Annotated in this window: 12 protein-coding genes; 9 read left to right on the forward strand and 3 right to left on the reverse strand. The window is 69.0% G+C overall.

Annotation, left to right across the window (positions count from 1 at the left end; genetic code table 11):
- Nucleotides 1–32: 32 nt before the first annotated feature.
- Entirely contained in the window at nucleotides 33–470 is a 438-nt protein-coding gene (locus tag LUU90_RS22615; protein ID WP_275006212.1) for a hypothetical protein, read from the reverse strand.
- Between the two features lie 215 nt (nucleotides 471–685).
- Here LUU90_RS22615 and LUU90_RS22620 point away from each other — a divergent pair, with 215 nt between their 5' ends.
- The 4 genes from LUU90_RS22620 to LUU90_RS22635 all read left to right on the forward strand — a co-directional run bounded on the left by LUU90_RS22620 (nucleotide 686) and on the right by LUU90_RS22635 (nucleotide 3,986).
- Nucleotides 686–1,264 carry a copper resistance CopC family protein gene (locus LUU90_RS22620; protein ID WP_275006213.1) on the forward strand — a complete coding sequence of 193 codons (579 nt, stop codon included), beginning with the start codon at nucleotides 686–688 and terminating at the stop codon, nucleotides 1,262–1,264.
- A complete protein-coding gene (locus tag LUU90_RS22625; protein WP_275006214.1) occupies nucleotides 1,261–1,785 on the forward strand; it encodes a copper chaperone PCu(A)C in 525 nt (174 codons plus the stop codon). Before LUU90_RS22620 ends, LUU90_RS22625 begins: the two co-directional genes overlap by 4 nt.
- Nucleotides 1,782–3,026: a Dyp-type peroxidase gene (locus LUU90_RS22630; RefSeq protein WP_275006215.1), complete on the forward strand. Its 1,245-nt coding sequence runs from the start codon at nucleotides 1,782–1,784 to the stop codon at nucleotides 3,024–3,026. Before LUU90_RS22625 ends, LUU90_RS22630 begins: the two co-directional genes overlap by 4 nt.
- Before the next feature lie 90 nt (nucleotides 3,027–3,116).
- Nucleotides 3,117–3,986: an RNA polymerase sigma-70 factor gene (locus LUU90_RS22635; RefSeq protein ID WP_275006216.1), complete on the forward strand. Its 870-nt coding sequence runs from the start codon at nucleotides 3,117–3,119 to the stop codon at nucleotides 3,984–3,986.
- Nucleotides 3,987–4,000: 14 nt separating this feature from the next.
- Here LUU90_RS22635 and LUU90_RS22640 read toward each other — a convergent pair whose 3' ends face one another.
- On the reverse strand, nucleotides 4,001–4,765 hold the full coding sequence (locus LUU90_RS22640) for an SDR family oxidoreductase (RefSeq protein ID WP_275006217.1): 765 nt from the start codon (nucleotides 4,763–4,765) through the stop codon (nucleotides 4,001–4,003).
- A gap of 90 nt (nucleotides 4,766–4,855) precedes the next feature.
- Between LUU90_RS22640 and sigJ the strand changes: the two genes are divergently transcribed.
- The gene (sigJ, locus tag LUU90_RS22645) at nucleotides 4,856–5,749 is read left to right on the forward strand and encodes an RNA polymerase sigma factor SigJ (RefSeq protein ID WP_275006218.1); all 894 of its coding nucleotides are present in this window, start codon (nucleotides 4,856–4,858) and stop codon (nucleotides 5,747–5,749) included.
- A gap of 75 nt (nucleotides 5,750–5,824) precedes the next feature.
- Here sigJ and LUU90_RS22650 read toward each other — a convergent pair whose 3' ends face one another.
- On the reverse strand, nucleotides 5,825–7,624 hold the full coding sequence (locus tag LUU90_RS22650) for a discoidin domain-containing protein (RefSeq protein ID WP_275006219.1): 1,800 nt from the start codon (nucleotides 7,622–7,624) through the stop codon (nucleotides 5,825–5,827).
- A gap of 342 nt (nucleotides 7,625–7,966) precedes the next feature.
- On the opposite strand from LUU90_RS22650, the gene pdhA reads away from it, so the two are divergent.
- From pdhA to LUU90_RS22670, 4 genes are all read left to right on the forward strand, one after another.
- Nucleotides 7,967–9,061 carry a pyruvate dehydrogenase (acetyl-transferring) E1 component subunit alpha gene (gene pdhA, locus LUU90_RS22655; protein ID WP_275006220.1) on the forward strand — a complete coding sequence of 365 codons (1,095 nt, stop codon included), beginning with the start codon at nucleotides 7,967–7,969 and terminating at the stop codon, nucleotides 9,059–9,061.
- Complete coding sequence (locus tag LUU90_RS22660; protein ID WP_275006221.1) at nucleotides 9,058–10,053, forward strand: alpha-ketoacid dehydrogenase subunit beta; 996 nt, start codon at nucleotides 9,058–9,060, stop codon at nucleotides 10,051–10,053. The genes pdhA and LUU90_RS22660 overlap by 4 nt, the downstream gene beginning before the upstream one ends.
- Before the next feature lie 21 nt (nucleotides 10,054–10,074).
- Nucleotides 10,075–11,355, forward strand: coding sequence for a dihydrolipoamide acetyltransferase family protein (locus tag LUU90_RS22665; RefSeq protein WP_275006222.1), 1,281 nt, complete (start codon nucleotides 10,075–10,077; stop codon nucleotides 11,353–11,355).
- A 64-nt stretch (nucleotides 11,356–11,419) separates the two neighbouring features.
- Nucleotides 11,420–11,738 (forward strand): FAD-dependent oxidoreductase (locus LUU90_RS22670; RefSeq protein WP_275006223.1); only part of this gene is annotated, 319 nt, incomplete at its 3' end.

Consider the following 11,738-nt stretch of genomic DNA (forward strand, 5'->3'; position numbering starts at 1 on the left):
CTCGTGGCCGCCAGCTCCTCCGCCGGGGGCGGTCATGATTTTGCCGGCGAACCCACGTCGACCGTGGCGCCTGCCGCGCGTCGGTCCCTGGCAGCGGTGAGCAGGATGACGCCTATCCCCAGGAGCGCGACAACTCCGTTGGCGATGTTCAGCGCGATCGCCTCGCCGAGGGTGAAGTTCTTGAGGTTGTTCAGGTGAAAGAAGAAGTGCGGCACGGCGAAGATCGAGTAGGCGAGCGCGGCGGGGACCACGAAGTGGGCCTTCGGCCGGACCATGGCGATCCCGAGCAGCAGGGCGATGCCAAGGGTGGCGCCGCCGAAGTCGCTCGCGTAGTGCTCACTGAACGGTGGCGTCAGGTCCGCCGTCGGGAAATGGGTGTAGAAGGTCTCCGGCGAGATGAGGTTCCACCCTCCGACGATCAGCTCGTCCAGGAACAGCACAGCCAGTGCAATGCGGATGATCAACGTCACAGTTCAAGGCTCCTCAGTTGGCCTGTCTCACACGCGCATCACCGAGATGGCGCCGTCTTCGGCGTCTCCGGGGCGCGGGCTTGCATCGAAGACCACGCAGCGGCCGCGATTCGTGACAGAGCGGGTGTCACGAACCGAGGCCGCTGCGTGGTCTGAGTTGGGAAACGTGCCGCCGCTGCGGCTCACAACAACAGCCACCCACGGGAGATGGATCGATGAGCGAGCGGATACCTGTCGGGCTCGGCCTGCTCACGCTCATCGCCCTGTCAGTTCCACTGCTGGGGGCGGTACCGGCCTCGGCGCACTCGTCCGTCGCCTCGGCGCGACCGTCGTACAACCAGGCCCTCGACCGACCGCCGTCCTCGGTGGTGATCGCATTCACGTCCGAGATCCATACGGACGCCGTCACCACGACCGTCGTGGTCGAGGACGAGGACGACCACGACTGGACCGACGGCGTCCTGGAAATCACCACGACGGGGGTCGCCCAAGCCGTCGACCCGGAGATGCCCGACGGGCGATACCAGGTGCGCTGGAGCGTGGTGTCCGCCGACGGCGCCCCGCTCGAGGGGAGCTACCGGTTCACCGTCGGTGGCGTCCAGCCCGAGCCGAACCCCCTGAACGTCCCGTTGACCGGGACCCGATCGGAGTGGTTCCGAGCCGTGACCCACGCGCTGGTGGGCGCGTTGCTCGGCCTGACCGCCTACGCCCTCTGGGCGACGTATCACCGCAAGCCGCCCACCGGCCCGGCACCCTCAAACGCCCCACCTACGAACAACGAGGACAACCCATGACTATCAGAGCCCTGGTCGCTGCTCTCGGGCTGACCGCGCTTCTTGTCGTCCTGAGCGCTTGCGGCAGCCCGTCCGAGGCCGCCTCCCCGACCGAAGGCCAGGCCCAGCCGATGCAGGCCGACACCGTCCAGGCCAAAGACCTGTGGGTCAAGGCCGTCGACAGCGGAATGAGTGCCGGCTTCGGCACCCTGACGAACACCGGATCCTCCGACGTCGTACTCACTTCCGCTGCGTCGATCATCTCCAGCGACATGGAACTGCACGTGACCGGCCCCGACGAGGACGGGCAGATGGTGATGTCGCCCCAGGAAGGTGGCTTCATCATCGCTCCGGGCGACACGCTGGTGCTCGAGCCAGGTGGCGACCACATCATGTTCATGGATGTCCGGGAGCCGGTCGGTCCGGGCGACACGGTCGACCTGACGCTCACCTTCGAGGACGGATCGGCAGTGGACGTCACCGCCCCGGCCAAGGACTTCACCGGCGGGGACGAGGAGTACGTGCCCGGGACCCACGAATGAGACAGGCGGCGGACAGCGCCGTCTCACGGCGCGGCTTTCTGATGGGCGGCGCCGCTGCCGGCATCGGCGCGATGGGCGGCGTGAGCCTCAGCCTGCTCACCGAACCGCACGCGCCCGATGCCACAGCTGCCGAGGCCCCACTGACGACACCACCCACCGCGGCGACGCCGGAGGGCGACCCGCGGGTCGCCTTCCACGGCCGGCACCAGCCCGGGATCTCCACACCGCCCCAGGCCGCCATCACCTATGTCGCGCTCGACCTGGACGAGACCACCGATCGCGCCGCCCTGCGCCGGCTGTTGCAGCTGCTGTCGGACGACGCGGACCGGCTGATGCGGGGGGAACCGGCCCTGGCCGACCTCGAACCCGAGCTGGCCGCTCCCGCGGCGGCCCTGACGGTGACCTTCGGTTTCGGACCGGAGCTGGTCCGACGCGCTGCGGGCGACTCCGCAGTCCCCGAGTGGCTGCGTCCCTTGCCACGATTCGCGATAGACCAGCTCGAACCCGGGTGGTCAGACGGTGACCTCCTGCTGCAGGTCGGATCCGACGATTCCCTGACGCTGGCGCACGCCGTCCGCGTTCTGCTCAAGGATTCTCGCGCCTTCGCTCGGCCGCGATGGACGCAGAACGGCTTCCGCAGGCCGCCCACCACAGGGACGATCGGAACCAGGAACCACTTCGGTCAGGTCGACGGGACCAGCAACCCCGTACCGGGAACCGCAGACTTCGACGCCGCCGTCTGGACCCATGACGGCCCCGACTGGCTGGCCGACGGTACGAGCCTGGTGCTACGGCGCATCCGGATGGACATCGCCGGGTGGGACAAGATCGACCGTCATTCCCGCGAGCAGTCGGTCGGGCGGTCCCTTGCCACCGGCGCGCCGCTGACCGGCGCCACCGAGATCGATGACCCAGATCTCGACGCGGTCGGCCCTACCGGGTTTCCCGTCATCCACGACTTGGCGCACGTGCGACGCGCCCGCGTGAACGCACCCGAGCACCGCATCTTTCGACGTGCGTACAACTACGCGGAAGGCCCCGACAGCTCGTCCCCCGGCCAGCTGTTCGCCTCCTACCAGGCCGACGTCGACCGCCAGTTCGTGCCCATCCAGGAACGCCTGTCCGCAGCCGACCTGCTCAACCAGTGGACAACGCCTATCGGGTCAGGCGTCTACGCCCTGCCCGGGGGTTGCCGACCTGGCGGCTACGTAGGCGAACCGCTCTTCGCCGTGGGCATCTGAGCGCGCACCGCTATGCAGAACATGTCCACCGACCGCAGACTCGTCAGTTACCGGCACCGCCGGGAAGCTGACACGACGGAAAGGGCGACGGTGTCACAACTGAGCCAGGCGGCCGACGTATTCGAGGGCCACCGGCGGCGCCTGTTCGGCATCGCGTACCGCATGCTCGGCACAGTGGCTGACGCCGAGGACGTCGTCCAGGACGCGTGGCTGCGCTGGCAGGGGATCGACCGGTCAGTGGTCCTCAACACGGAGGCGTTCCTGGTCACCACCACCACCCGGCTGTCGATCAACGCCGCGACGTCTGCCAGGGCACGCCGGGAGACCTACATCGGCCCGTGGCTTCCAGAGCCTGTTCCGTCGGGCGACGACCCGTCGCTGGGGGCCGAGCGTACCGAGGCGCTCAGCGTCGCCATGCTGACCCTCATGGAGCGCCTCTCGCCGAACGAACGAGCCGTGTACGTGCTACGTGAGGCGTTCGACTACCCCTTCCGGCAGATCGCCGAGGTCCTCGACACCACCGAGGCCAACGCCCGGCAGCTCGCCCGGCGCGCCCGCGACCACCTGGCGGGCGAACGGCGGGCGCCCGCCCGGCCGCAGGAGATATCCCGCCTGCTGGACGCGTTCCTGTCGGCGGCTCGCTCGGGCAACCTCGACGCGCTCGAACAGCTCCTCGCGAAGGACGTCGTCAGCGTCTCCGACGGTGGAGGCAAGGTGACCGCGGCCCGGCATCCGGTGACCGGCCGTGATCACGTGGCTCGTTTCCTGCTCGGCGCCCTGCGCCAGTTCGGTCAGGACGCGGCGTTCGAGATCGTCGATGCCAACGGCGGCTCCGGCCTCGTCATCACGCGGGGTAGCGAGGTGCTGTGCCTGGCCACCGTCAGCGTCGGCGCCGACGGAATCAATGGCATCTACCTGGTCCGCAACCCCGACAAGCTGGGGATGCGGCAATCCTTCTGAACCGCCAGGCCTCATCATGCGACGTGGTCGAGCCATACCTCGAAGGACTGCCGACTCTTCCGCGCACCCGGAGCGGGCAGGAACGTGCCGTTGCGCATGCCGCGCCCCCAGGCTCCGGGGAGGAACACCTCCAGCACCGGGCGGGGCCGGCCGGTCGCGCGCAGGTAGCGGCGGACCATGTCGCTCACCCGTTCTTCGCGCGGGCCCGCGAGGTCTCGCACCAGCCCCCGAGGAGCACCCAGCGTGATGCTCACCAGCTCGGCCGCGACCTCGGCCGCGGCGATCGGCTGCGCCCGCATCGGCGGAACGACCCGGATCGGTCCGATGCGGTAGTTGTCAACGAGGAACTCGGTGAGCTCGTGGAACTGAGCGACGCGCAGCAGCGACCAACCACCCGGTTCTGCCATGATCATCCTCTCCTGAGCGGCCTTGCCCTCGTAGTAGGAGGCGCCGACCTTCTCCGCACCGATCACGGAGAGCGCGACGTGGTGGCCCACGCCGGCCTCGCGCTCGGCTGCGAGCAGGTTGCGGGTGACGGTCTCGAAGAACCTCGTCGACCTCTTGGGCGACGCGGTGCTCGTCGACGAGACGTCGACGACGGCCTCGACGCCCTGGAGCGCGTCGGCCAGGTGGGTGCCGTCGAGCAGGTCGACACCGGAAGCGCGGGTCAGCACGACCGGTTCGTGTCCTGCCGCACGCAGCTGATCCACGACGTGACGTCCGACGGTGCCGCTGCCACCGGCGACGGCCACCCTCATCTCTCGGAAGGGAATGTCCATGCCTAGAAAGACGACGCGGCCCCCTGGGATGTCAGGCGTCACCCTGACCTCGTGTCTCGCTGTCCCCTCGTCTCCGGGAAGGAAGCTGCGATGACCGATGACGAACCGGCCATCGCCCAGGCACTCGCCGAACGGCGGTATCTGATGACGCTCGCGTTCCGGATGCTCGGCACGGTCGCCGAGGCCGAGGACGCCGTCCAGGAGACCTACGTGCGCTGGTGGCGCCTGGGCAGGGTGGAACGTGCGGCCGTCCAGGCGCCGCACTTCTGGCTGCAGCGCGTCACGAGCCGCATCTGCCTGGACATGCTCGGCTCGGCGCGCGCCCGACGCGAGGAGTACGTGGGGCCCTGGTTGCCCGAGCCCGTGCCGTCCCGGGTGTTCGCACGCCCCGACCCGGACCCGGCCGACCAGGTCACGCTCGACGACTCGGTGAGCTCCGCGCTGCTGGTCGTGCTCGAGACGATGACGCCCGCCGAACGGGTCGCCTTCGTGCTGCACGACGTGTTCGCGGTCCCGTTCGACGAGATCGCGGCAACTGTGGGCCGCACCCCAGGTGCCTGCCGGCAGCTGGCCTCCTCTGCCCGGCACCGCGTCGAGCGGTCCCGGGACCGGCGTGCGACGCGGCGCGAGCACGACGACGCCGTGCGGGCCTTCGCCTCGGCCGCGCGGAACGGGGACGTCAAGGCGCTGATCGCGGCCCTCGACCCCGACGTCGTCCTGCGGTCCGACGGCGGCGGGATCGTCACCGCGGCCCGCAACCCCATCGTCGGCGCCGAACGGGTGGCCCGGTTCATAGCGGGCGTCGTGCACAAGTACCCCGGCCGCGAGGTGCTGGAGCAGGAGACACACGACGGGCTCGGCTTTGCGGTCCGGGACGAGGGCCACGTCCTCGGCGTCGTCACTCTCGACGTCTTCGACGGGGTGGTGAGGGACGTGCGAATGGTGCTGAACCCGGAGAAGCTCTCGCTCTGGAACACCCCCTAGTGTCCTGACTACGCGGCTGGGGGCCGGGGTGCGCCTGGACGAGCGCACCCCGGCCCCGGCTGCGGACCTTCCCGGTCAGTGCTGGGCGTTCACCGCCTCCAGCGCGTTCTTGTACTCCTTGAGGTCGGCCCGCGTGGCGCCCGCGTCGAGGCGCACGGTCTCGATGGCATGCAGCAGGTCGCCGACCGTGCCACCCCCGACGACCGGGTCCTCCAGGGAGGCCGAGCCGGCCGCGACGTCGAGCCACACACCGAGCAGCTGCCGGTCGAAGACGTCGACCCAGTCGTCATGGTTGGGCGCCCACAGCACCTGCACGGCGTCGTCCAGCGTGGTCAGATCGACCACCTCGTCGAACACGTCGCTCTGCGCGCGCGTGCTCGACAGGAAGCACAGCAGCTCAGCGGTCGTGTAGTCCGGGTTCCTGACCTGCCGGTACTCCGACGACCAGTACCCGGCACCGCGAGCCACGGGCTCCGGCGTCGGCGGCCCGTCACTCGGCGTGCCGTAGATCTCGAGCTCATAGAGAGAGAAGCCCCACTGCGTCGCGCGCTCGGTCGCGTAAAGGCGCACGTGCTGGCCCGTACCCGAGACGTCGATGTCGTCGAAGAGGCCGTCACCGTCGGTGACGGTATGCACCGTGGTCCAGGTCTCGCCGTCCGGCGAGGTCTGGATCTCGTACCCCGACGCGAACGCGGTCTCCCAGTCGATCACGACGCGGCTGAGGTCGTAGCTCGCACCGAGGTCCACCGCGATCCACTCCGGTTCGCTCCACTGGCTGCCCCACCGGGTGCCGGCGTTGCCGTCCACCGCCATGTCGCCGGTGCGGGCTGGGTCGTCGATGCTGGACGTCGTCACCGGTCGGCCCAGCGTTAGCGACTCCCCGTCCTCGGCGGCGCATTCGTCGCCGCCCCCGCCCCCGGACAAGTAGCAGCGCAGGTACTGGTAGGACTCCGCAGAGGACTCGAACGACGGCGCGTAGTCCCACTCGTAGGTGTAGTACTCCACGTACGGCTCGGCCGCGGCGATGATCGACGGAAGGTCGAGGTCACCATTGCCGAGGCCGACCTGCCTCGGATCGCCCTCAGCGTTGACGTTGACGGCGTCCTTGATGTGGAGGAGCTCGATCCGGTCCCCGTACTCCTCGATCCACGCCGCGACGTCGATGCCGGCGTCCGCGGCCCAGCCGACGTCGAGCTGGAACGTGACGTAGCGCGGGTCGGTGTTCTCCTCGATGACCTGCCAGGCGCTGACCATCTCACCCGTCTCCGGGTGGGGGTACCGCGTGGTGAACTCGCTCTGGTGGTTGTGCAGCACGATCTTGTTCGCGCCGTGCTCGTGCGCGTACCGGCCGAGCTGGTTGACGTACGCCGCGGTTGCGAGCGCTTCCTCGTAGGTGCCGTAGCTGCCGGCCATCCCGCCGGTGCCGATGTAGTCCTGACCCAGTGCGACGGCGTAGTCAACCGTCTCGGGCCACGTGTCCCAGTCCGTGCTGCCGTGGCTCGAGGACACCTCGAGGCCGTGCCTGTCGAGGATCGCCCGGTACTCGTCGACCGGCATCGAGTAGGGCTGGCTGAACGGCTCGATGTTGGTGAAGCCGGCGTTGGCCACCTCGCCGAGCACGCGGTCGATCGTCTCGGGGGACGGTGTCCCCGAACCGATCTCATTGACGTGCGTGTAGAGCTGGATGGAGATCTTGGAGTCGGGCAGCCCGTCGTCCGCTCCACATGCTTGGGCTGCCGTGGTCGGTGTGGTGGATGCGCCGATGGAAGGGGCGGCGACGGCCGGCGCCGCGGCGAGCGTGCCCGCGAGGAGCGCGCCGCCCGTCAACGCCGCACCGAGGCGCCGCGCGCGAAACAAGTGTCGTGAGATCTGCATGGCTGCTCCGATTGACGACTCTGTCGGTGGATAGCGCGACCACGCGACTTTTGCCGCTAAGCACGCAAAAGCAGCATGCTGGTCGACCGATGCCGTGTCAAGGGCGGGCGGCTACCGGCGTCCTGGGGTCCTGGGCCGGGAATTTCGTTCGGACATTCGGCGAGCCGATTCGAGGACCTCGTCACAGCAGCCTGTGTGACGGGCGCGACTCCCAGATCTGCTCCTGGGTCCTGACACCTCGGTGAACCACGTCGTCCTTATATGTGAGGCGCGCTCCGCCCGGACCCCTGCACCTCGCCTGACGGCAACGATCCACACCAGGCAGTACCGAAAGGAATGCCCATGCCGGCACCAGCCAAGTCGACCGCAGCGACCAGCACACGTCGACGGACCTCGCGCACCAGTGAGGCCCAACGAGCCAAGCTCGAGAACTACTACCGGCAGATGCTCCTCGTACGCCGGTTCGAGGAGCGTGCCCAACGGGCCTACCTGCAGGCGTACATCGGTGGCTACTGCCACCTGAACCTCGGTGAGGAGGCCGCGATCGTCGGCCTGCTGGACGCGCTCGACCCGCACGACTATCTGTTCACGAACTACCGCGAGCACGGGTACGCGATCGCCAAGGGCATCGAGCCCGAACGGGTCATGGCCGAGCTCTACGGTCGCACCGACGGCGTCTCCAAGGGCTGGGGCGGCTCGATGCACATGTTCGATGTCGAGCACCGTCTGCTCGGCGGCTACGGCATCGTGGGCGGCCAGCTGCCGATCGCCACCGGCACGGCCCTCGCCCTGCAGTACCAGGACCGCTCCGAGGTGGTCATGTGCACCATGGGCGACGGGACCACGGCCATCGGCGCCTTCCACGAGTCGCTCAACCTCGCGGCACTGTGGAAGCTGCCGATCGTCTACGTGATCATCAACAACGGCCTGGGCATGGGCACCGACGTGGCGCACGCGTCTGCCGAGCCCGAGTTGTACAAGCGGGCCGCCGCCTACCGCATGCCGTCGGCGCGCGTCGACGGCGCTGACCCCGAGGCGACCGCCTCAGCTGCGCTCCAGGCCGTCGAGGCTGCCCGGGGCGGCACGCCGTACCTGCTCGAGGTCATGACCGAGCGGCTGCGTGGTCACTCCGTCGTCGACCCGGCCAAGTACCGCTCGACCGACGAGACAACACGGCTCAAGGGCGCCGACCCCGTCGTCCTGTTCGCCGCACGGCTGCTCGAACGTGGCGTGCTCGACCAGGCCGCGCTTGACGTGATCGACACGGAGACCGCAGCCCGCATCGACGCCGTGGCCCAGTTTGCCGAGGCGAGCCCTGAGCCTGACGTCTCCACCTTGTTCGACCACACCTACGCGACCCCGGTACCCAACGACTCCCGCCGACTACCAGGCAGTCCTCTCTTCGCACCGGCACCGTTCCCGGGGAGGCCCGCATGAGCGTCATCACCTATCGCCAGGCTCTGCACGACACACTCCGGGCCGAGCTGGCACGCGACGACAACGTGTTCCTCATGGGCGAAGAGATCGGCCTCTTCGAGGGTTCCTACAAGATCACGGCGGGCCTGCTCGACGAGTTCGGCCCCCGGCGCGTACGCGACACCCCCATTGCCGAGGAAGGGTTCACCGGTGCCGCGATCGGCGCCGCGATGCTCGGACTGCGTCCCGTCGTGGAGATCATGACCATCAACTTCTCCCTGCTGGCGTTGGACCAGATCGTCAACCATGCGGCCAAGATCCACGGCATGTTCGGCGGGCAGCTGGCCGTACCCATGGTCATCCGCACCCCGGGTGGCGGAGGACAGCAGCTCGGCGCCTCGCACTCCCAGAACATCGAGCTCTACTACTCCTTCGTCCCCGGGCTGAAGGTCGTGGCACCCTCCACCCCTGCCGATGCCAAGGCCTTGCTCCTGGCGGCGATCCGTGACGACGATCCCGTCCTGTTCCTGGAGAACCTCGCGCTGTACAACACCAAGGGCGAGGTACCGGCGGACTGCGCTCCCGCCACCATCGGCAAGGCGCACATCAGTCGCGAGGGCGAAGACCTGACCCTCATCGGCTACTCCCGCATGGCTCATGTCGCCCGACAGGTCGCCGAAGAGCTCGCGGACTCCGAGGGCCTCGACATCGAGGTCGTCGACCTGCGTAGCCTGCGCCCGCTCGACCGCGACACGGTGATCGCATCAGTACGCAAGACCGGCGCCGCCGTCGTACTCGAGGACGACTGGCTCACCTACGGGATCGGCGCAGAGATCGCCGCGTCGATCTCCGACGGTGCCTTCGACCATCTCGATGCTCCGGTGCGGCGCGTCGCGATGGCCGAGGTGCCGCTGCCCTACGCCAAGTCGCTCGAGACCGCTGCGCTGCCGTCCCACGACGACGTCGTCACCGCCGTGCACGAGACGCTCGCCGCTGTCGGACGCCGGCGCTGACGTGACGAAGAGAGGGATCCGATGATCCAGATCACCATGCCGCGCCTGTCCGACACCATGTCCGAAGGCGCCATCTCCACCTGGTTCAAGAAGCCGGGCGACCAGGTCGATGTCGGCGACCTCCTGGTCGAGATCGAGACCGACAAGACCACGATGGAGGTCGAGGCGTACGACGCCGGCCGGCTGACCGCGATTCTCCACCCCGAAGGCGCCGTGGTCCCTATCGGCGCACCGATCGCCGAGCTCGACGGCGCCGAGGTGCCAACGCCCGGCCCTGCCGAACCGGCTCCGGTGCCCACATCAACGGCGAGCACTACCGAAGACGCGCCGGCGAAGACGAGGGTCGTCGACCACGCGGTCGAACCACGGCCGGACGGTGAACGCGTCCTGGCCACGCCGCTCGTGCGCTCGATCGCGCGCGAGCACGACATCGACCTGAGGACGGTCACCGGCTCGGGGCCGGGTGGCCGCATCACCAAGGTCGACCTGACCGGGCTGCTCGACACCGGCGCTCCGAGCAGGACCGGCCCGACGACCCCCGCGGTCGCCGTCCCCGACCCAGCCCCTCGGCCGGCGCAGGGCTCCGGCGACACGGACCGCCGGGACCCGCAGGAGGTGCCGCTCAGCCAGGTACGGCGCGTCATCGCGCGCCGCCTCGCCGAGAGCTCCCGTAGCATCCCCCACTTCACCGTGACGGCCGTCGCCGACGTCGAAGAGCTCACCTCCCTACGCGCCCAGCTCAACGCACGCCTCGCCGCCTCCGGCCGCGGGAAGGTCAGCGTGAACGACCTCGTCGTCCGAGCGACCGGGCTTGCACTACGCCGGCATCCCGACGTGAACGCGAGCTATCGGGGAGACGACGCGACAACCAGCTACATCCACCGTCGCGTCAACATCGGCGTGGCCGTCGCGTCGCCGCATGGTCTCGTCGTCCCGGTCATCGAGGACGTCGACCTCAAGACCGTCACCCAGCTCGGCATCGAGACGAAGCGGCTCGTCACGCTCGCCGACGACCGTGCGCTCACCCCGGCGCAGATGAGCGGCGGGACATTCACGATCAGCAACCTCGGCATGTTCGGCGTCGAGGAGTTCACCGCCATCATCAACCCGCCCGAAGCCGCGATCCTGGCCGTCGGAGCCACGCGCCGCGAGGCCGCGATCGTCGGCGACGAGGTGACCGCGCGTCACCGGATGCGGCTCACGCTCTCGGCGGACCACCGCATCATCGACGGCGCTCTGGCCGCCCAGTTCCTGCAGACGCTCACTGGCCTGCTCAAGGACCCCTGGACGGTTCTCGCATGAATCTTCGAGCGGGCCGACCTCGATCGAACCAGAACACCCCATCCAGCAACACAGAGAGCAGCAGATGAACATCACCGAACGACGCATCTCGACCACCGTGCTCGTGATCGGCACCGGCGGGTCGGGCCTGCGGGCCGCGATCGAGCTCGCGGAACAGGGTGTCGATGTGCTGGCCCTCGGCAAGCGGCCGCGCATGGACACCCATACGTCGCTCGCGGCGGGCGGGATCAACGCAGCGCTCGGCACGATGGACGCGGAGGACTCCTGGCAGCAGCACGCCGCGGACACCATCAAGGAGAGCTACTTCCTGGCCAACCCCCACACCGCCGAGATCGTCGCGAAGGGCGCCGCACAGGGCATCGCCGACCTCGAGCGGTACGGCA

It is taken from the genome of Promicromonospora iranensis, from assembly GCF_028994775.1.
Taxonomy (GTDB): Bacteria; Actinomycetota; Actinomycetes; order Actinomycetales; family Cellulomonadaceae; genus Promicromonospora; species Promicromonospora iranensis_A.